The following is a 19886-nucleotide window of genomic DNA, read 5'->3' as shown; positions in this document are numbered from 1 at the left end:
AGTTTGTATTTATGCTGCGTTAATATCTTTTATCAGCTTTTCCATGCCCAGCAGTACCGAACTTGTCACCACTGCCGTCATCGTTACGCCCAAAATTCCATGCAAGTTCAGGTTTTGCCCGGTAAGATACAAATTGGGTAGACGAGTGGCAGCGGAAATGACTGTTTTTAAGGGGTCATTGGCATCTTTAGCCACCCCGTACATACTCCCTTCCGGCATTGCCAGGTAGTCCCTGTAGGTCAGCGGTGTAGAAGCATAATAGGCATGTATGCAGTCCCGCAGACCCGGATATTGCTTTTCTACCAGGTCCAGCAGTTTCTCTGACTTTTCCTTCTTAAATGCCTGATAAGCGGCATCTCTTTCATCCGGACAGGAATCCGTATTAAAAGTGTCATGCCATTCCGCTACATCGGCATATCGCATGTAGGTCATGATAGACAGATTATCGGCATATTCTTCTTTGCCGGTACCTGCCGCGACGAATAAGGCGTAGGTATTAGGCCAGTTGTCAGCCGTATAATGTACCCCATCCCAGGCATTATCAGACGCGTGATGGTAGTAATTGAAATTTTGATATCGGAATGTACCCGGCTTCAGTACGACATTCAGCATGAACGTACCGGGTGTATTTTCCAGGCTCTGCAATCTGCTGCGGTATGCATTGCGCAAGCTTACGCTTTCTGTCATCTGCATGGTTATAGACGGATGTAAACCCGAAATGTAATGGCGTGCGCTTACTTCTTCACCGTTCTCCAGTACAATATGATCTACCTTACCGTCAAACTCCACAATACGTTTCACAGCTGTATTGCGGATGATCGTGCCTCCATTGTCTTTGATAATTTTATTCAATGCCCGGGAGATCTGTGAACCGCCGTCTACACACTTCCAGGAGCTTTCAATATAACTATGCTGTACCAGGGCATGTACATAAAGCGGTGTTTTCCCCTGTTCTCCGGCATATAACAGGTTATTGCCTGCCAGTACCTGTCGCAGCCGCTCATTATCGGTAATGCTGGAAAGGAAGTCATAGGTATCCAGTTTCATGACACTCTCCTTCTCCCGGTAATCTCCCATCCGCAGGTTAAATAGCGGGAACTTACCGCATACCTCCTTCATCTTCTCACAGTATGCATGTAATGCTTCTTTTTCACCAGGAAAGTCTGCTAATAACTGCCGCATGAAATTATCATAGCCCTGTGCCAGTTTATACACTTTCTGCTCTTCCCCGAAATGAATATGATCGAAACCATCCATTTCCATCCGTTTCAGTTTCATCGAATCCAGGATACCCAGATAGCGGAATACCTGGTTCAGGGTCTGTCCATCCTCTAAACCACCTACATAATGTACACCTGAATCGATAATCGCTTTGTCACGTGAAAAGGTTTGCAAACAACCGCCTATTTGCCTGTTCTTTTCATAAATACAGACACGGTAACCATTCTTGCTGAGAATGGCTCCGCAAACAAGGCCTCCCAGCCCGCTTCCTATTATAACTACATCATACTGCATTTACAGGGGATAACTTTTTGATGATGAAAATTACGTTTGAGGTATATTTTGTGTTGTCTATCTGTTCCATCACTGCACCATTTGCAGTAACGATTTCCCTGATCCGGGAAGATGAGAAGAAAGACAAGGGTTTATCTTTAGTTTTATTAAAGCCAATCAGCTTTGTAGAAAAGAACTCTGTCAACTTGGTGCCTTCATGGCGCTCTTTCAGATCCGCATCGCCATCACGCACAATGATAACGCCACCTTCATTCAATTGACTGATACAGGCTGAAAGCACTTTTTCCTGCTCTCCCGGCTGCAAATAATGCAGCACGTCACTGATCACAAAAGCATCGTACTTTTCGAAAGTATAATTGGTAATATCTGCATGTTCAAAGCTGACATGCTCATTGCGCAGGTAACAATGTTGTGCGGTCGTAATTTTCTCTTCGTCATAATCCAGTCCTTTTATTTCTCTTTCTGCGGATAACCAATGCAGCATATAGCTCATGAATCCGTACCCGCAACCAATATCCAGGATACGTCCCTGCCTTGGCAGTAACTGATCAAACAATGCATAGTTACCTTCCAGTTTTGTTTTGATACGCATGTACCATTCCAATACCGGACCTTTGTAGATATAGCTATACACTAACTGTTCACGGAAATAAGCAGGGATTTCAGTTGCCCGGCGTACCTGTTCATATTCTGCTTTAAAATAACGGCTGATCTGTTTAGTACGTGCAGCATACCCCTCACCCCAGCTGCTATCACCGGCTTTGATCCTTGGCAGGTATTTGATCGTAATGGTACCATCCTTCAACAGAAAATCATTCTTGCTCATTGTATAAGCAGTACCATGCAACACTATCGGCAGCACATCCAATCCCAGTTGCTCTGCAATATAAAACGCACCTTTGTGGAAACGTTTTACACTGGCATCAGTAGAGCGTGTGCCTTCAGGATATACTACGATCGAATAACCTTCTGCTACCTTTTGTCTCAGTTTTTCGATACTGCCTTCTGCCCCTTCTGCTACCGGATAATAATCCCCCATACGCACAACAGCTCCAAATACCGGTGAATTCCAGACCCATTCACTCGTCAGCAGTATCACCTTTGAATGCAACATGGTAGAGATCAGTATATCCAGGAATGACTGGTGATTACTGATGATTACGGCTGGTGTATCCAGTTGTTCTCCTAACGGATTGATGATCTTCTTTTTCACATTGCCCATGATATAAATCACAGAGCGGGTGTAAGCAGATAAAATACGATGGTAGAGATATTTGGCTTTTTCTTTTTTCTTAAACGGATTGAATTTCACCAGCACCCAGCCTATTACGGTTAATACCAGGCATCCTATGGTGAAATAAGTAAAGGAGAATACTGATTTTGCCCAGCCATGCAAGGTCCAGGGAGCCCTGCCTTTACGTACACGGTTTGTGATCAGCCAGTTAAATAATAAAGGTATCAATACCTGTGAGGTAAGTACCACACAGCTGATACCGATGATGGAAATCAGCGCAACAGATTTCAGAGACGGGTGTTGTGCGAATATCATCACACCAATACCTAATATCGTCGTCAGTGCTGATAAAAAGATGGAAGAACGGAAAGAGGCCAGATTCTCTTTCTTCCCATATTTATATTCCTGCAACAAACCATCCATGGTGAAGATGCTGTAATCATCGCCTAAACCAAAGATGAACGTACTGAGAATGATGTTAACAATATTGAATTTGATACCGAACAGTCCCATGATCCCTAATATCCACACCCAGCTGATAAGCATGGGGATAAATGTGATCAATGCCAGTTCTATACGGCCATAAGATATCAGCAAGGCTAAGAATACCAGTAAAGACGTCATCCAGGCAATACTGTTAAATTCATCACGGATCACAACCGCCAGCCGGTTTGCTACATACTGCTTATCAAAGATGGTGGTATGCTCCAGTTCTCCGAAAGCCTTGTACACAGCTTCCTTCTGTGTTGGATCTATTTTCAGCAATGTTACCAGTGATACACTGCCTTTCTTCTCCGTAATAAAGTCACCCAGATTACCTGCACGCAGCGATTGTAACTCATCTTCAGGGATGACTGTAAAATCCTGCTGTAACCATTGTTCAAAAGGTCCGAAAGCCGCCAGTTTATATCCGACTGCCGGGCCATGCTGTTGCAGATAATTAATCAGTAATTGCTTTTTCTCAGGTGTCCAGTAGTTATTCCAACGTTGTATCCGTTGTTGTTGTTCCTGTTTTGAGAACAACAATGTATTGACGCCTGCGTATTTTTTGATGACACCCTCTTGTTGTAACTGATGTACCCGGGCCTGCAATTTCTCACTGTTCTGTAATGCATCTTCGAGATCTTTACCATCTGTTACCAGGTAAACAGATTGTGCGGTATAGGCATTGATCTGATTAAACTTCGTTTCAGCTGCCTTCAGTTCGGGCCGCATGAAATTCATACGCATCATATCACTCTCAAATCCCACCTTACCGGAGGTAAAGAAGAAAAACACGGTAAGTACCAGTATAACTATGACCAGCGCTTTATTCTTTTCCGGTCTGTATCCCGCCAGTTTATCCAGCCAGGTATGTGCATGTGCATCCTGCTGTACAGACTGACGACCCAATACAATCCAATGTGGCAGGAATATCAGGGAAAACAGTGCCGCACCGATCAGACTGTATGCAGCAAACAATCCAACATCCCGCAGCATAGGGGAATGTACAAACTGCAGACACAGAAATCCGCCTACAGTGGTGAAACTACCGATCGTCATCGGTTCCGCCAGATCGCGGATCACTTCACGGATATCAGGCGTATGACGATGATGATTGAAGATGTGCAGTGAGTAGTTAACCGCAATACCCAGTACCGCCGCCCCTACGCCCAATGCAATCCCGGAAATACTATGCTGTGTCAGCGCGATGATCGCAATAGAGAAAAGACCTCCAAATGCAACAGGCAGCATGATCACAATCGGTGCACGTTTTCTGCGGAAGAAAAACGCAATCAGTACTACCAGCAAAGTGATGGTAATACCCAGTGTAAGGAAGGAATCCTGTTTGATCTGGGTGGCATTCCCTGCAGAAACAGCCGCCGCGCCAAAGTAAAAGGCGGTCGTGTTAACAGAATACTGTTGCAGGGTATTTATTTCCAGCTGTAATCCATTCAGCAATACCTTGTTCCTAGCCGTGGCGCTAGGTGGATTAGCAGGTGTAATGAACAGCAATAGGTGCCGCTGGTCTTTGCTCATGACAAAGCCATCATACAGTTCAAACTGTTCATCATATTGCAGATGCTGCAGCTTTTTAATACCCAGCCAGGACATCCCTACCGGATCTGCTGCAATGACTTTCTTTACGACAAGTCCTGCGGGGGAAATAAGTGTATGGTAATTATTTTCCAGCGTTTGCTGCAACCTGTCAGGCATGATCAGGGAATCAATCTGCCGGTAGTCTTTTTCTTCCAGGAATACGGGCAGGTGTTGCTGTATCACCTGCATCAGGTCAAGCACCGTATTATCCTCGACTCTTGACTGAAAGTATTTTATATGGTCCGCATATTTCGCATTCACGGTATCCGTGAACGTCTGTGCAAAAGCGGTCAGACTATCCGGTTGCGGTGCCTGTGTGGTATCTTTCTGAGAGATGATCACCACAAGTTTATCTGCAAAACGCGAATCATTAAAGACCTGTTGCAGTTTATCCAGTGCTTTGTCTTTCGGCAGAATACGGGTTATATCTTCTTCCAGCTCGATGCGGGAGGCAAAGAAACCAGCCAGCACGAAACTGACGATCGTACAGATCCACAGCCAGGCTTTATGCCGGTTAAAGAAATCATATATGCTTACGAATAACTTACCCATATTGCTTAATACCGAATACTAACGTACCTGTCGCTGTCTGGCCGGATCGTTTCGGAAAATGGCCAGCAGCACATATACGATCAGTGTCACCAAAACACCGGCGGCTACTGCCAGCGTACAGGCTCCTGTTAAATATTGAAATAAATTCTGTTTGATGATGTCCAGTGATAAATTCGTGCTGAAAGGCAGCAACAAACTCCCATCCTTCACCCATAGTCTGCCGGTGGCAAAACTGGCGAAGATCACAAACGGGATCATCGGCGGCAGACTCACATGACAGGACATAAATACCAACGCCTTGTTCAGCCGGAACAACACCGCCAGCGCCATCGCCGTTACCATCTGGAAACCCCAGATAGGTACAATACCCATAAATACGCCAAAGCCGATGGATATGGCTTTTCTGAAATTAGACTCTTCCTTGTTCAGTACATGGTCGTACCACATACTTCGCCAGTTCTCCGCCTTCATCAGATAACGGAAGAAATCCCTCGGTTTGATGTAAAGAAAAGCAATTGTTACCAGTACCGTATTCAACACACTGATACGGGAGAAATCCCGGAAGGGGCGGAAATGAGAAACCCTTTCTTCCGCAGGCGGATAGTATACTTTTATCGGCGCCCAGTCAATTTTAATACCTTTCCAGGCACTTCTCACCAGCACCTCTATTTCGAACTCATATTTGGTACACCAGAAGCGCATCTTGCGCATAGCATACACCGGATACAGGCGATAGCCGGATTGTGTATCCGGTCCTTTCAGTCCTGTTTCCACATAGAACCAGAAGTTAGAAAATTTATTAGCGAAGGTATTCTTACCCGGCATGTTTTCCTGTTGCAGATTACGCGCGCCGATCACAATTGCCTTCTGCTCTGTTTCCAGTTTCTCCAGCATAACCGGCAGATCAGACGCGAAATGCTGTCCGTCGGCATCTATCGTGATCACATAATCATATCCCTGCTCAACAGCGTAGCGGAAACCACGGCGCAAAGCGATCCCCTTTCCTCTGTTAGGCGTATATTCCACACGCTGTATCTGAGGAAATCTATCCAGGATATCGGCAGTTTCGTCGGTACTACCATCATTTACGACAATGACATGGGAAGTATAAGAAAGTACGTCTCTTATAACGGATTCCAGCGTTTTGGCATTGTTGTAGGTCGGCACCAGTACGGCTGCTTTCCGGGCAGTGAACTGATCGTTATATTTTGTCGTATCGGTCATTGTGCTTCAACAAATGTTCCCTGGAATTTCATAAAAGTGAGCGCTTCATATTTCAGGGAAGCTGTCACTTTTATTTCACCTTCCTGCAGTTTGTACTGAATTTCGGTCACTACAAGCGGATGTGCATTTGGATCGATCATGTTCAGGAACTTCATATTGGCAGACTTCTTCAGTACTACTTTGTGCTGCAACATCAATTCCAGCAGTTCCTGTACAGTTTGCATCATGCAAACACCCGGTACTACAGGACGGCCAGGAAAATGACCTTCAAATATGGGATGTGCCGCATTCCATGATAGCTGATAAATACCGCTCACCTCTGCCACATGCGCCTGCTCAATTGTATATAATTTTCCGGCTAACATCATTTCTGTACGCGTTGTAGTGAAATATTAAATTTAAAACCCTGATGACGGATATTGATCGTATCCGGTACACCAGTTGTATAATGAGTCAGCCACGCTTTTACCACCGGCTTGCGCTTAGAAGATTTTTCAATCCTTTCCAGCTGCTCACAGGTACTATCCGTAATGTAATAGTTGTTCCCTTTTTTCGTAGGCACTACGACATAGTGATAGTTACTGTCCTGTTTCACAGTTGCCCGACTCAGATCAGGACGCAGCAGCACCAGTTCAAAATCACCACGCAGGGTTTTTACCACTGCTTTTTTATCCATCTTATCCAGCATGTAATGCTTTACAAAACGGCCATCCTTTGTGAACTCAAAATCAAAAAACTTAAAGCCCATCTCGTTCGCAAATACCACCCGTAAACTACTGTCAGGCATTTGCTTGAAGAAGAGCAGACCGCTAAGGTGATGTTTTAACACATCTACCTGCGTACTGTATAATGTATTTGTAAACTGCGGACGGAACTTTGTGATACACTGTACATCCCCACTGCTCTGCTGCAGATTTTTATATGCAGAAGAACAACCGGACAAAAGGCCCATCAGCAGCAGACTATTTAACAGCAAAGACCGCATCAGCAATATTTACATTCATTTGTTTATGCAGGAAGCTGATGCTGGTATCATCCCCACCGGCTTCATACATTTCAATCTTTGATACGGAATAATCCTTCTTATCTACCAACAGATGAATAGACTTGAAATACTGAGACAATGCCTTATTTACCGGTGTCATTTCCAGCAGATAGGATTGGCCGTTTTCCAGTACGCGGGTGTTGAAGTCCGCGTTATTCACAATATTTCCCTGTACGCAGTCTATTGTGATCTTATTGATCTGTTCAAACAGCTTATTACCTTTGGTAGAAACACGGTTCTCTTTCTGTCCGTCTTTTACCTTGATATCTTTTCCATTCATCACCAGCAGGTAGTAGGAAGGTTGTGCATATTCCATACGCACTTTATTTTCCTTCTTGAACCAGAACTTCCCTTTGGAAGTGATCTTGTCTGCCAGCATACTGAGGTTCTTTTCCTGCACAAAATCACACTGTATGGACTGTGTCGCCTGTGAAGCCTTTGCAAACTGTTGTTTGAAAGCGGCTACGTCAGCCACCGGTTTAAAACCGGTCTGCGCCATCATCGGGAGGGTGCTCACGATACAACCCAATATCAAAAGCCATCTACGCATAAGCGGGTATGTTTAACAATTTGTCAATTCGTTCTATTGTATATCCTTCCTTCTTCAGATATTGTATCAATTCAGGCAGTACCTGTGCGGTTACTTCCATTGAATCGTGCATCAGCAATACAGCTCCGGGACGGATGCCTTCCTTTATTCTGCTGAACAGCGCTGCTTTGTCCTTTGCTACCGTATCCAGCGAACGGATATTCCAGCCGATAGGTGTGTATGCACCTCGTCTGATCGCTTTCGCCAGGTTTGGATTGGTTACGCCATACGGTGGACGAAACAAACGGGGACGTTTACCGGTGACATTTTCCACGGCCCTATCCATTTGCTGTAGTTCAGCCAGCATCTTTGCCGGACCAAACATATCAAACCAGAAATGGTGGGAAAAACTATGATTACCGATCACATGTCCCTCTGCATCTATACGACGCAATAAAGCCTCTCTTCCCCCTATCCGGTCACCGATACAAAAAAAAGCAGCTGTTACCTGCGCTTGTCTGAGTATATCCAGGATAACAGGTGTATAGGCTTCCAGCGGCCCATCATCAAAGGTGATGGCGATCTTTTTTTCCTGTGTATCGGCGGCACATACCACCGGAACGTAGAAACCGGATGCTATATTACAGGCTCCCCATACCAGCGCTGCCACATAAGGGACAGGTAATAACAGGAACAACCACCAGGGCAATGTCAGCCAGAGATTGTGTACCAGCAGTGCAACTGCCAGCAACACGAACAGGCCGATATTTGCAGTACGGTGTGTTAGCATGCGGTTAACAGGATCAGCGAGTGATGCGTTTGTTTGTAATGATTGTAGATCAGTACTTTTTTAATCTCCGTTGGCGCTGTTCCCCTGAACATGGCAGCCGCAGCTATCTGCTGCTCTGCGATCACTTTCGCACCCAGCCACATGCCAAAAGAGGCGGCAGTAGGATATTCGCCACAGAGATGTTTAAAACAGGCTACGGGTTTACCCGCCAGTGCATTATTCTCCATATGCTCATACCATTCATCTCCGCTGGCATCGCCGTTACGGCCGTTGATCATCAGACTGACTTCATCCTCGCTGCAATTGTGCGCAGCCAGAAAAGCAGCTATATCAGCCGCAATTTCAGCTTTCCCTGCCGGTTTGTACAATGTGGTCACCCCGGTCAGTTTAGCCTTTGTATTCGCCCCTTTTTCAGTTCCCAGCACAAAAAAGGCTGCCCCCTCTCCTGCTACGGTGCCATGTGTCTGGCTGTGTAACAGGGATGCAGGTGTAACAGGCTCTTTTTTATACAGGTCGAAACGGGAAAGGATATTAAAACTGTGATTGGTCAGCTCGTCCATTGCACCGGTCAGGATAATGGCGGAACGGCCTTCCTTTAAGATCATCAGTGCATCCAGCAAGGCGCTTTCAAAAGAAAAGCCTTTGTGCACAAATGTGTTGTTGTAGCCATGACAACCCAGCATCAGTGCGATCTGTCCGGCTACTGTATTGTGGGTGGATTGGATGAACGCGGTAGGCGTTAACATCTCCTCCTGCTGATTGATCATTTTTGACAGGAACACGCCGGTATCATCCAGGCAACCGTAAGCGGTCCCGGTGATGATAGCGTCGGGTTGCTGTATGCCTGCTTCCTGCAGACTAAGCTGTGCCGCAGCCACGCCCATTTTAATCACGCGGCTCATACGACGTATCAGCTTCACATCTATCCACTGTTTGTAATCAGGCTCGTTTGCTTTCATACGCGCGCCTTCCCAGGGAAGCACATTCGCTGGAAATGTTCCGCCCTGCGCAGTTTCCTGCGGTGATACACAACCGGCTCCTTGTATATAGATGTTCATATTTTTACGATTGCGCGCTTTTCGAAAATACCAGGCTGGAACAGTTACCGCCAAAACCAAAAGAGTTGGACATGACATGTTGCAGCTGATGTCCTGTACTGAATTGTGTGACCGGCGCGAACGGCAGTTCTTTCATCTGTTTACTGAAGTTAGCGTTCGGGTAAATGATACCTTCCTTCACTGCCCAGGCAGAGAATACCGCTTCAATACCACCACTGGCGCCCAGCGTATGACCCGTAAAGGACTTGGTGCTGCTTACCGGTGGATAATGCGGTTCGAAAAGACGTGCAATAGCAGATCCTTCCGCCACATCGTTATTCTGGGTACCTGTGCCATGCAGGTTGATGTAACTGATATCTTCCGGTTTGATACCACTCATTTCCATAGCGCCTTGCATAGCCAGGAAATTACCGATACCATCCGGAGAAGAGGCTGTCTGATGATAAGCGTCATTCGCATTCGCATAACCGCTTAATCTGCACCAGGGCACTTTACCCACAGGCATTTCTGCCGCCAGTGCATCACTTACCAATACCACATACCCGGCGCCTTCTCCCAGATTCAACCCCGTACGGGTATCATCAAAAGGACGGCAGGCCGCCTGGTCCAGGATCATCAGGGTATTAAAACCATTCAGGGTGAAACGGGTCAATGCATCGGTACCACCGGCAATCACCACATCTACCATGTTATTTTTAATCAGCCTGGCTCCGTACATCAGCGCATTTGCGCCGGAGGAACAGGCTGTACTGATCGTTGATATATGATGGCGGATACCCATTGCATCAGCCACCAGCTCCGTAATTGCGCCACATTCGTGGTGTATTACCTGGCTGAGATGACCTTTGGAATTATCCTGCAGATATTCTGCGAAGAACTCTTCCGTTTTGTCCATACCACCTACTGTATTCGCAGAAACAAACCCTACACGGTACTGGCGAATGTCCCCAAGTCCGGTGCTGCGCCAGGCTTCCTCTGCTGCCACACGGCTCAGCAATGCGGTACGGCTGATCTTATCGGGCATCTTCGTCCATCCGGCCAGTGTTTCGTTAGAAGCTTTCACTTCCACTACCGGAAATGTATGTCGGTGTACGGAGTGCAGATACTCCATATGGGCCATACCCGGCTCCATATGTTTGAATGCATTCATGCATTCAGACAGATTATTGCCTATACCGCAGATAACGCCGCCTCCGGCAATCCATACATCCCTATGCATTATTTACTTGTTTGGTGCGCGGTAATGAATTCAGCGATCGTACGCACGGAATAAAATATTTCCGGACCCTGTTCCGGATTGGCAATACGGATGCCATACTGCTGTTGCAGCAATACGATGATCTCCAGCGCATCGATAGAGTCCAGTCCTAATCCATCTTTGAACAAAGGTTGGTCATCTCCGATTTCTTCAGGTTTTACTTCCTGCAGGTTCAGTTGCTCTACGATCTGGGCTTTCAACGCCGCCATCAAATTTTCCATGATTATGTATTACGCTATAATGATTTAAATACTTATTGTTTTTTGCAGATTGTCAGCATTGAATACAACGCTGCCCCCACTGCGCTCTACCCGGTACAGGAATACATCGTACACAGGTCCCATCACTTCCACCCATCCACAGATACAGGCCGCAATAGCTTCTTCTGCAAATAACTGACCGACATAGGCAGCGATAAAATCTGCATCGAAAGTATCCGCAGTAAAAAAGGCGTTTTCTCCTTTGAACCCGTGACGGATGCTGATTTCTCCCATGACGATATTGGACAGTGTATATACAAATAACGCCGGACTGGCAATATCCTTTACTGTATCAAAGTAGCGCAGATCTGTATCCAGACTGGCGCTTTTATTAGCCAGTACCAGCCCTACCCTGTCAGCCGCATAGTTCAACGGCTGCTCTTTCAGCAGTACTTCCGTTGCCAGCCAACCCAGTTTGCTTAAAGGATCCATCTTGTGAAACTTCGGATACTGACCGGAAAAATGATCGTATCCACCACGGAGAAATTCAGGTAATTCCTGTTCCTGTGGCGCTTCCCACAATAATGTACCATCTCTGTACACCCGGTTGTTGCGGATGACACAACTACCCGTTATATATGCCTCGCCGTTATGCAAACTACTTGTCCTGTTTTAAGATTTCTGTTAATTCGATGGTACGTGCAAGTCGCTTCAGTGCAGTATCGTGGTTCTGCACATAAGGATTGCTCATGTCCCATACATATCCCGCCAGTACAGAGCAGATCTGATTCTTTACATCCGGACGTTTCTCAGCAGAGAAAAAGATCTTATCCAGCGTACCGTCATACCAGGCCATTACATAAGAACGGAAAGTATTCACGCCCTGCATGGTTGGCTCCATGTATTCTTTTTCCCAGTCTACCACTTCTCCTTTCAGTTTGCGGATCACCAGTTTCGCTGCTGTCTGCGAGGAAACACAGGCCAAAGTTACGCCGGAAGAGAAAATAGGATCCAGAAATTCTGTTACGTTACCGGTCAGTACAAATCCGTCGCCATAGAATTTATCAGTAGTGGCTGACCAGGATTCCAGTACGCGTGGTTCAAACACAAATTCCACATCGCGGAAACGCTCTCTGGTAAATGGTTCTGATTCCAGCATCGCCCTGTATTTTTCCTCCTGTGTACCCGGGAAGCTGTCAAAGAAAGACGGATCGCCCACGAAACCTACAGAGGTAACCCCTGTTGAGAACGGAATGATCCAGATCCAGGTACCTGGCTGATGTACGACCGCTGTAATGCGGTTTGGTTCATCCGCCATGGAACGACGTTCATCTACTGTGTGTGCAAACAGCGCTTTACGCGGTTGTAGTACGGAATTTTTCTCCAGGTTGAACAGGCGGGGAATCACCCTGCCATAGCCGCTGCCGTCTACAATAAAACGTGCTTCTATCTGGCTTTTATTCCCTTTTATATCTTCTACAGTCGTCACAGAATCTGATCCGTTGAATTGGATATCAGTCACAGTCGTTTCGTAAGACACAGGCACACCCATTGATGCTACGGTATCCGCCAGGGTCTTATCAAAATCAGCCCTTGTCACCTGCCAGGTCCAGTTCCAACCTTCAGTATGCTGTTCTTTGAAGGTAAAGTCACAAACTTTATCACCTTTTACGAACTTGGCGCCAAACTTCTCCTGGAAGCCCTTCGCCTTAATCGCATCGATGAATTTTGCTTCTTCCAGCGCTTCCATACTGCGAGGCAAAAGACTTTCTCCGATCACAAAACGCGGAAATTTCAGTTTTTCCACAATCTTCACGGAGTAACCCGCCTGATGAATAATGGATGCCGCCACGGATCCTGCAGGACCTGCACCGATCACTAATACGTCTACCTTTTCTGTAGTCATGGGATATGTTGTGTTACATGGATTATTTTTTCTTACACTTCAGCAGTGTATAGCTGAGCCCCATCTCGTTGTTTTCCTCTATGATCTGCAATCCTGCATCGTCAATACATTTGAAGAAATCGTCGGTATGGTACATCTGACTGTTACCGTTAGCCATTGCGGTAAAGTAGAGCGAAGTTTGCTGCAGGGAAAAAGCTGCTGCCTTAAAACGCTGTCTGTTCCAGAAAGGCTCCAGGATATAGATAGTACCTGTCTCAGTCAGTGCATCTCCGCAACGTTTCAGGATAGATACGATCTGCTCTTCCGAGAAGCAGTCCAGGAACTGACTCATCCAGATAGCGTCAAATCCGGACGGGAAAGGCAGGCTTTCATCCAGGATATTCGCTTCATGGAAAGAAACGCGGTCGGCTACGCCGGCGTCTTTTGCCCGTTGTGCGGCAATGGCGATCTCACCAGGCAGGTCAAACATAGTTACCTGTACATCCTTGTCATAGGCAGTGCAGGCCAATGTCCATTTACCTGTGTTACCACCGATGTCCAGGAGTCTGCGGGGTTTATTTTCAAATACGATCGGCAATGCCTGCGGAAATGCCAGATCGGAATAATAGTGATCAAAGTCGAACCAGCTTTTTCCTATTTCAGGAGGCAGCAATGGTAATCCCGGATAGATGGTATCCCACGGACCGAGTTCCTTCAGTCCTGCGGGTTTTCCTTCCGTCAGACTTTCCTGCAGATGATTCATACCGAGATAGCAGATATCCTGGGAAAAGTCCATGTTGATGCGGGTCAGTCTGTCATGCAGGATAAAATAACCCGTCTTGGTCAGAATGTATTTTTTGTCTTTGATGATCAGCAGTTCGATACCCAGACCAGCTTCCAGCAATACGCGTACAGCATAACGGGACATGGATACTTTTTCAAGGACCTCTTCGATGGTCAGCCCGGTTTGTCCGGCGTCACTAACAGCCTGCAGGATGCCCATATCACGTAATGCGCGGGTGGCCTGAAATGCTATTGGTGCGAAGGCCAGTCTTAAAGCTGCTTCCTGCGCCTGTAGTGCTGTTTTCGTCTCTTTAGTAAAAAACTCCATTCTGAATTAAGATTAGATTATTTCGAAAATATCATGGCTGCATTACAACCGCCAAAACCTGATACTGTTTTCAGGAAATGCTGCATTGGTCTGCTGCTGATCTGGCTGCTCACCTTTACCGGATGAGGCACTCCCAGAGAGCGGAAACCCAGCGTAGGTATCACAACCTGTTGCTGTAATGCGTGCATACCGATCACGGCTTCTATCAATCCGGCAGCGCCCAGCGTATGCCCGTAATAGCCTTTCAGACTATTCACCGGAATGTCCAGCAGGCCTGCGAGATGCAGTGCTTTGGATTCCATTTCATCATTATACAGCGTAGCCGTACCATGTGCTGAAACAAATCCGATGTCTGCAGGTGTAAGTCCGGAGCCTTTCATCGCCTGTTGCATCGCTATACTAAGTTCTGCGCCGGTGCGGGATGGTCCGGAAATATGGTTAGCGTCATTGCTCACAGCGCCTGCTCCAACACGGATCGCATTCGTGGTGACATGCGCCTGATCACTCGTCAGGATCACAGTAGCCGCGCCCTCTCCCAGTGTTACGCCTTTACGTTCTGCATCAAATGGCCGGCATGGTTCACTGCTGACAGCCTGGAAGGATTGGAAACCGGATAATACAAACCGGGTCACCACATCTGCTCCCGTCACTACCGCATGATCATAACGGCCTGAAAGTATCAGCCTTCTGGCTGTTAAAATAGCCAGCAACCCTGAGATACAGGCGTTGCTGACTACAATCGGATCTTCTTTGTAATTAAAATATTGCGCCACTTTTTTTGCTGTAGCAAACAGCTCCATTTCCTGCAAAGGCGCATCTGCCGGATTTTCCTGCTGTTCCAGCAATTCGATATTTCCTTTTGTAGTAGATACAATGAAAGCAGTCCGCCCATTGGTAATATCGATAGAAGTTCTGTCCAGTGCATTCTGTACTGACAGGATCACCAGCTGCTCAAACTTTGTGTACTGCTCCAGACTTTCGTCATGCCAGCTGCTCTCCAGCTGACCTTCCTTCATCATGGCTGCATAGAATGGCCCTGCGGACATGGTCGGATCGTCATGCAGACCAATCCCGCTCTGTCCGTTACTGACATTCGCAAAGTTTTCTTCTGTTGTTCTGCCCAGCGGAGATAAAATATTATCCGCCACTACGTACACACTTTTCATCTTTTCTCATTGTTAGGAGGAAGTACCTGTCCGTGTTCGGCTTTCCATTTTTCAAAAAATGGAGGAATGGTCAGTTGCAGGGAAGATGTGGGTACATCCAGGAATACCTGCACTGAACTACCATCAGCAACCAGTTCGCCTGTTGCAAAATTGTAGAGTTTATACTCGAACCTGATTTTTGCAGCAGCTGTATTTACATAGGTAGTTTCCACAATCACACGGTCTCCGTAACGGAGCGAGCGTTTGTAGTTACATTGTACATTCACAACCGGAACGGTGTATCCTTCCTTATAAATATCGAGGTATCGCAGCCCGTATTTTTCACCGAAAGCTTCCCTTCCATCTTCAAAATAGCGAACATAATGTCCATGCCATACGATTCCCAAAGGGTCCGCTTCATTGAACTTCACAAGTATATTTGCACGCTCGGTCAATACAAGGCTCATCGTCTTTATTTTTCCTGATTAGTTTGCCATCTGCCAGCTATGGGCATCGGCTATCGCTACTTTTGTATCGGCAGTAGCAGTTGATTTGGATTTCCACTCTTTATATCTTCCATGGTCAATGGAATTGAGTACTTTATAGATCGTGTAGGCCCAGTAATTACGGAAGCCGAAACCCTGTGCCTTACCAGTGATACGTTCTGACAGCAACACTTTTTTAGTGGACAGATCGATCAGGGTAGCGTAGATGTATGCTTCCTTATTTGTTTTGCTCATACCGTCCATGATGAATACCAGACCGATACCTTTTTTACCGGAAAGATCATATTGCTTCACATGTTTCTCGATATCAGCAGTCGTTAATCCTTTGGTCACATCGCCTACGGCGTCTGTTTTGATTTTATCAGGACTAACAGCAGCATTCACTTTTTTTACAGCGTCCAGTGAGTTGGTTACGCTGGCTCTTCTGAAGGTACCCGCTACATCGTACTTTTTGGATTCTACAACGATCACGGAGTTGATTGGTTCGAACTTATTCACAATGTCTGCGCCGGTAGCTGCTTCGCCTTCTACTTTTGTAGCAGAGAAATCAACACCGAGATAAGTCAAAGGGGTAGATTCATCGCCGAAAAAGTCTTTCAGAGATTGAGCATGACTATTACCTGCGGACAGGCATACAGCAACCAGTGCAAAGCTTGCCAGCAGGCATTTCTTTAAGGTGGTCATTTACAAATGGATTTTTATGGGTTTATGAAAATTTTTAGCTCACATTGTGCCATTAACTTCCCGTCCAGGGTCACTTTAGCCGCTACCATAGTAGCATTAAACACCTGGGTTTGTATTTCGGTAGTGGTTTCAATAAAGGAACCTACCGGTGGAAATCCGAATACTTCAAAATCCTTTACCGCGCCGATAAAACCGATCGGAACAGGCGTATTTTCCTGTTGAGCGATATATCCGACACGGGCAGCGGCGGTCTGAGCCATGTTCTCCAATAGTCCGGGTGATTGCAGCACGCCATTTTCCACAAAAATATTATCGGCCGCAATCTGCAGGCCGGTACGGGTAAGGGCATCCTTTACTTCCAGTATGCCGCTGATCATTACGATTGGCGGACGCTGTGGAATGTATGCTGTAATGTTGTCGGTGTGGATGAACATAAACGCTCTATTTTTCTTCCGGCATTGACCAGAAATCGTAATAATTAAACCATTGCTCAGGATATTTCTTCACCATGACTTCCAGTTCCTGTACAAAATCCTGAACTGCATTCTCTACGCCCTGCCGGCGGCGACCATGATATTCCCTCGGTTGGGTAGCGTACAGGTGATAATGCGTATTCGTTTCCTTAAAGGCAAACACCATTGATACCGGTACCCTGAATGTAGATGCCAGCAGGAACGGTCCTGCAGGAAAACGGGCATCTGCTCCCATAAAGGGAACAGTGACGGTTTTATTGCCTGTAAGGAACCTGTCAGCATGCATACATACCAGTTCCTTGTTACTCAATGCGTCATTGATGGCGTAAATGTGCGACAAATCATCCTTAATAACAATAATATTCACATTACGTTCTCCTGTAACGGATGAAAGGTATTTTTTAATACGCTCATGCTCGCCATCAAACATGACAATATTGATACGGGTTTCAAGACGACGGAACAGGTGCCCTGCTACCTCCCAGTTTCCCAGGTGAGCGCTGAGCATAATACCACCTTTACCTGCAGCAGTAATTTCCCGCAGATACTTTTCCCCTTCAAATTCAAAGGTGAATTTATTCTGGATGCCGGACATGACAACGACCTTATCAATAAGCACTTGTCCGAAAACATAATAGTTCCGGTACAGACTTACCAAAGAATGCCACCAGCCATATCCGACCCTGGTTTTAAAGTAGTGAAAAATGGGGCGTGAGGAGCTGTAGGAGAACAAAAAATAGTACGCGGCTACAAACCTTAATAATATATAAGCAGGCAGTACGCCTCCATAACGCAACGTCCCAATAAAAATACTGTACCCCAGCTTATTTCCTTTGGATTTCCCCTCCCAGGAAGACATTATACCAGTTCCTTTTGTTTGATACGATCAGCCACGTAGTCATAAAAGTTCTGGAATGTGGCTATACTCTGGAAATCTTCCGGATTTACTTTAAATCCAAAATTGTTTTCAATAACTACCACCAGATCAATATAGTCAAGGCTATCCAGATCAAGGGTAGCTTTAAGATTGGCATCAGGCATAATCTTGTCCCCATCCGCTTCAAATTCCTCTACCAGGAATGCATTCGTGATTTTTATGATTTCTTGTTTGTCCATATCAGTGTAACTCTAGGATATAGGTTGAGCTATATTCGTTGTTATTCAGAAAATAATAGTTCGCTTTAGATTGGCTGTTAATCCGGACTAATGCTCCTTTCAATGTGGCCTTCCTATAAATCGTTCACCTGATCAACCTTCCTTGCGACTGTTTTTTAGTCCCTCAAAGGTAAAAATATCCGGGCAGATATTAAATATTGCCTGTTTTTGTGGTATAAAAGTGTTGACAGTTAACTACTTACTTCATCCATTTCTTGACAATGAGAGAGGAATTCGTTCCCCCAAAGCCAAAAGAATTAGACAAAAATATATTAAAATCTTTATTAATAGTCGTACTGTTTATATTTAAGCGGGCGGCAGCGCCATCTGGGTTTTCCAGATTAATATTCGGTGCGATGAAGCCGTTTTGCATCATGAGCATGGAATAAACGATCTCACTGGCCCCCGCCATCCAGCATTCGTGTCCCGTCATAGACTTTGTAGAGCTCACATATGGTTTGGAATCACCAAATACCTGGTCTATCGCAGCCGCTTCACTGGCATCGCCTGCCGGTGTACTGGTTGCATGGGCGTTGATATATTCGATATCCTTCGCCTGCAATCCTGCATCCTGTAATGCTATTTGCAAGGAACGTGCCGGTCCTTCAATAGTTGGGTTAGAAATGTGTGCGCCGTTGGAAGAAAATCCATAACCGATTACTTCTCCCAGTATGGTAGCTCCTCTGCGCTGCGCAGATTCCAGGCTTTCAAGTATTACCGTAGCAGCTCCGCCGCTTGGCACCAGTCCATCACGGTCACGGTCAAACGGACGACTCGCTTTTGCCGGATCTCCTTCTCTTACCGAAAATGCGGCAATACCATCAAAATTACCCATAGAGTAAATATTGATCTCCTGGGCGCCTCCGCATACAACACAATCCTGCATACCATTACGGATAAACATATATCCAAGTCCGATGGCATGTGAACCACTCGCACAGGCTGCACTCACGCTGAAGTTAATTCCTCTCAGTTTGAAGATAGTAGCCAGGTTCATATTCACAGTAGAGTTCATTGTCTGAAACACAGAACCGGAACCCACCAGCATCGTATCTTTCTTCTCCCGCATGATATCATTCGCCTCAATGACCGGCTTGGAAGAACTATCGTTACCAAACAGCAATCCAACTTCCGTCTTCTCTATATAATCAGGATCGATCTTAGCCTGTGCCATTGCCTCACGGGTACTCATATAAGCAAACTCCGCCTGCTCCGGCATCATTGTGCGGGCGCGGCGGTCAAGTACTCCCTTCAGGTCAGGACGATCTACAAAACCTGTCAGACCAGAACGATAGCCAAAAGCTTTTCTGGCCGGGTCCAGGATAATACCAGATTTACCCTGGTATAATGAATCCCGTACGTCGTCCAGGTTCTTGCCAATACAGGAATATATTCCCAATCCTGTTATCACAACTCTGTTCATGCGAATCTATTTGAATTAGG

General features: G+C 46.1%; 20 protein-coding genes. All 20 read right to left on the bottom strand.

Translation table 11 applies throughout. From position 1 onward, the window contains the following. Window positions 1–9: 9 nt before the first annotated feature. Window positions 10–1515 (bottom strand): phytoene desaturase family protein, encoded by a 1506-nt coding sequence (locus tag CPIN_RS09420; RefSeq protein ID WP_012789546.1) that lies wholly within the window; start codon window positions 1513–1515, stop codon window positions 10–12. Beyond that, window positions 1505–5380: a trifunctional MMPL family transporter/lysophospholipid acyltransferase/class I SAM-dependent methyltransferase gene (locus CPIN_RS09415; RefSeq protein WP_012789545.1), complete on the bottom strand. Its 3876-nt coding sequence runs from the start codon at window positions 5378–5380 to the stop codon at window positions 1505–1507. Before CPIN_RS09415 ends, CPIN_RS09420 begins: the two co-directional genes overlap by 11 nt. 18 nt (window positions 5381–5398) lie before the next feature. After that, window positions 5399–6604 carry a DUF2062 domain-containing protein gene (locus tag CPIN_RS09410; protein WP_012789544.1) on the bottom strand — a complete coding sequence of 402 codons (1206 nt, stop codon included), beginning with the start codon at window positions 6602–6604 and terminating at the stop codon, window positions 5399–5401. Continuing rightward, entirely contained in the window at window positions 6601–6972 is a 372-nt protein-coding gene (locus CPIN_RS09405; protein ID WP_012789543.1) for an ApeI family dehydratase, read from the bottom strand. The genes CPIN_RS09410 and CPIN_RS09405 overlap by 4 nt, the downstream gene beginning before the upstream one ends. After that, window positions 6969–7589 (bottom strand): flexirubin biosynthesis protein LolB2, encoded by a 621-nt coding sequence (locus CPIN_RS09400; protein ID WP_012789542.1) that lies wholly within the window; start codon window positions 7587–7589, stop codon window positions 6969–6971. Before CPIN_RS09400 ends, CPIN_RS09405 begins: the two co-directional genes overlap by 4 nt. Continuing rightward, entirely contained in the window at window positions 7567–8199 is a 633-nt protein-coding gene (locus tag CPIN_RS09395; protein WP_012789541.1) for a flexirubin biosynthesis/transport protein LolA2, read from the bottom strand. The genes CPIN_RS09400 and CPIN_RS09395 overlap by 23 nt, the downstream gene beginning before the upstream one ends. Then, complete coding sequence (locus CPIN_RS09390; RefSeq protein ID WP_012789540.1) at window positions 8192–8968, bottom strand: polysaccharide deacetylase family protein; 777 nt, start codon at window positions 8966–8968, stop codon at window positions 8192–8194. Before CPIN_RS09390 ends, CPIN_RS09395 begins: the two co-directional genes overlap by 8 nt. Beyond that, window positions 8962–10026 (bottom strand): beta-ketoacyl synthase N-terminal-like domain-containing protein, encoded by a 1065-nt coding sequence (locus tag CPIN_RS09385; protein ID WP_012789539.1) that lies wholly within the window; start codon window positions 10024–10026, stop codon window positions 8962–8964. Before CPIN_RS09385 ends, CPIN_RS09390 begins: the two co-directional genes overlap by 7 nt. 4 nt (window positions 10027–10030) lie before the next feature. Further along, on the bottom strand, window positions 10031–11245 hold the full coding sequence (locus CPIN_RS09380; RefSeq protein WP_012789538.1) for a beta-ketoacyl-[acyl-carrier-protein] synthase family protein: 1215 nt from the start codon (window positions 11243–11245) through the stop codon (window positions 10031–10033). After that, window positions 11245–11505, bottom strand: coding sequence for an ApeE family acyl carrier protein (locus CPIN_RS09375; RefSeq protein WP_012789537.1), 261 nt, complete (start codon window positions 11503–11505; stop codon window positions 11245–11247). Before CPIN_RS09375 ends, CPIN_RS09380 begins: the two co-directional genes overlap by 1 nt. A 24-nt stretch (window positions 11506–11529) precedes the next feature. Continuing rightward, the gene (locus CPIN_RS09370; protein WP_012789536.1) at window positions 11530–12141 is read right to left on the bottom strand and encodes a hypothetical protein; all 612 of its coding nucleotides are present in this window, start codon (window positions 12139–12141) and stop codon (window positions 11530–11532) included. A 1-nt stretch (window position 12142) separates the two neighbouring features. Then, on the bottom strand, window positions 12143–13390 hold the full coding sequence (locus CPIN_RS09365; RefSeq protein WP_012789535.1) for an NAD(P)/FAD-dependent oxidoreductase: 1248 nt from the start codon (window positions 13388–13390) through the stop codon (window positions 12143–12145). Window positions 13391–13412: 22 nt separating this feature from the next. Continuing rightward, window positions 13413–14480 (bottom strand): methyltransferase, encoded by a 1068-nt coding sequence (locus CPIN_RS09360; protein WP_012789534.1) that lies wholly within the window; start codon window positions 14478–14480, stop codon window positions 13413–13415. A gap of 17 nt (window positions 14481–14497) precedes the next feature. Continuing rightward, complete coding sequence (locus CPIN_RS09355; protein WP_012789533.1) at window positions 14498–15646, bottom strand: beta-ketoacyl-[acyl-carrier-protein] synthase family protein; 1149 nt, start codon at window positions 15644–15646, stop codon at window positions 14498–14500. Then, entirely contained in the window at window positions 15643–16092 is a 450-nt protein-coding gene (locus CPIN_RS09350; RefSeq protein WP_012789532.1) for an acyl-CoA thioesterase, read from the bottom strand. The genes CPIN_RS09355 and CPIN_RS09350 overlap by 4 nt, the downstream gene beginning before the upstream one ends. Window positions 16093–16110: 18 nt before the next feature. Then, window positions 16111–16815, bottom strand: coding sequence for a hypothetical protein (locus CPIN_RS09345; protein WP_012789531.1), 705 nt, complete (start codon window positions 16813–16815; stop codon window positions 16111–16113). A 14-nt stretch (window positions 16816–16829) separates the two neighbouring features. Then, window positions 16830–17249, bottom strand: coding sequence for a hotdog family protein (locus CPIN_RS09340; protein ID WP_012789530.1), 420 nt, complete (start codon window positions 17247–17249; stop codon window positions 16830–16832). A 7-nt stretch (window positions 17250–17256) separates the two neighbouring features. Further along, the gene (locus CPIN_RS09335; protein ID WP_012789529.1) at window positions 17257–18147 is read right to left on the bottom strand and encodes a lysophospholipid acyltransferase family protein; all 891 of its coding nucleotides are present in this window, start codon (window positions 18145–18147) and stop codon (window positions 17257–17259) included. Then, window positions 18147–18404 carry a phosphopantetheine-binding protein gene (locus CPIN_RS09330; RefSeq protein ID WP_012789528.1) on the bottom strand — a complete coding sequence of 86 codons (258 nt, stop codon included), beginning with the start codon at window positions 18402–18404 and terminating at the stop codon, window positions 18147–18149. Before CPIN_RS09330 ends, CPIN_RS09335 begins: the two co-directional genes overlap by 1 nt. A 238-nt stretch (window positions 18405–18642) precedes the next feature. After that, window positions 18643–19866: a beta-ketoacyl-[acyl-carrier-protein] synthase family protein gene (locus CPIN_RS09325; RefSeq protein WP_012789527.1), complete on the bottom strand. Its 1224-nt coding sequence runs from the start codon at window positions 19864–19866 to the stop codon at window positions 18643–18645. Between the last annotated feature and the right edge of the window lie 20 nt (window positions 19867–19886).

The organism is Chitinophaga pinensis DSM 2588, from assembly GCF_000024005.1.
GTDB classification, from domain to species: Bacteria; Bacteroidota; Bacteroidia; order Chitinophagales; family Chitinophagaceae; genus Chitinophaga; species Chitinophaga pinensis.
Note: the sequence above shows the minus strand (reverse complement) of the source record. Positions and strands in the feature narration are given on the sequence as shown.

Excerpts from the sequence above, each read along its gene's own strand:
- CPIN_RS09420 (WP_012789546.1), bottom strand. The coding sequence starts at position 1,515 with ATGCAGTATGATGTAGTTATAATAGGAAGCGGGCTGGGAGGCCTTGTT.
- CPIN_RS09415 (WP_012789545.1), bottom strand. The coding sequence starts at position 5,380 with ATGGGTAAGTTATTCGTAAGCATATATGATTTCTTTAACCGGCATAAA.
- CPIN_RS09410 (WP_012789544.1), bottom strand. The coding sequence starts at position 6,604 with ATGACCGATACGACAAAATATAACGATCAGTTCACTGCCCGGAAAGCA.
- CPIN_RS09405 (WP_012789543.1), bottom strand. The coding sequence starts at position 6,972 with ATGATGTTAGCCGGAAAATTATATACAATTGAGCAGGCGCATGTGGCA.
- CPIN_RS09400 (WP_012789542.1), bottom strand. The coding sequence starts at position 7,589 with ATGCGGTCTTTGCTGTTAAATAGTCTGCTGCTGATGGGCCTTTTGTCC.
- CPIN_RS09395 (WP_012789541.1), bottom strand. The coding sequence starts at position 8,199 with ATGCGTAGATGGCTTTTGATATTGGGTTGTATCGTGAGCACCCTCCCG.
- CPIN_RS09390 (WP_012789540.1), bottom strand. The coding sequence starts at position 8,968 with ATGCTAACACACCGTACTGCAAATATCGGCCTGTTCGTGTTGCTGGCA.
- CPIN_RS09385 (WP_012789539.1), bottom strand. The coding sequence starts at position 10,026 with ATGAACATCTATATACAAGGAGCCGGTTGTGTATCACCGCAGGAAACT.
- CPIN_RS09380 (WP_012789538.1), bottom strand. The coding sequence starts at position 11,245 with ATGCATAGGGATGTATGGATTGCCGGAGGCGGCGTTATCTGCGGTATA.
- CPIN_RS09375 (WP_012789537.1), bottom strand. The coding sequence starts at position 11,505 with ATGGAAAATTTGATGGCGGCGTTGAAAGCCCAGATCGTAGAGCAACTG.
- CPIN_RS09365 (WP_012789535.1), bottom strand. The coding sequence starts at position 13,390 with ATGACTACAGAAAAGGTAGACGTATTAGTGATCGGTGCAGGTCCTGCA.
- CPIN_RS09360 (WP_012789534.1), bottom strand. The coding sequence starts at position 14,480 with ATGGAGTTTTTTACTAAAGAGACGAAAACAGCACTACAGGCGCAGGAA.
- CPIN_RS09355 (WP_012789533.1), bottom strand. The coding sequence starts at position 15,646 with ATGAAAAGTGTGTACGTAGTGGCGGATAATATTTTATCTCCGCTGGGC.
- CPIN_RS09350 (WP_012789532.1), bottom strand. The coding sequence starts at position 16,092 with ATGAGCCTTGTATTGACCGAGCGTGCAAATATACTTGTGAAGTTCAAT.
- CPIN_RS09345 (WP_012789531.1), bottom strand. The coding sequence starts at position 16,815 with ATGACCACCTTAAAGAAATGCCTGCTGGCAAGCTTTGCACTGGTTGCT.
- CPIN_RS09340 (WP_012789530.1), bottom strand. The coding sequence starts at position 17,249 with ATGTTCATCCACACCGACAACATTACAGCATACATTCCACAGCGTCCG.
- CPIN_RS09335 (WP_012789529.1), bottom strand. The coding sequence starts at position 18,147 with ATGTCTTCCTGGGAGGGGAAATCCAAAGGAAATAAGCTGGGGTACAGT.
- CPIN_RS09330 (WP_012789528.1), bottom strand. The coding sequence starts at position 18,404 with ATGGACAAACAAGAAATCATAAAAATCACGAATGCATTCCTGGTAGAG.
- CPIN_RS09325 (WP_012789527.1), bottom strand. The coding sequence starts at position 19,866 with ATGAACAGAGTTGTGATAACAGGATTGGGAATATATTCCTGTATTGGC.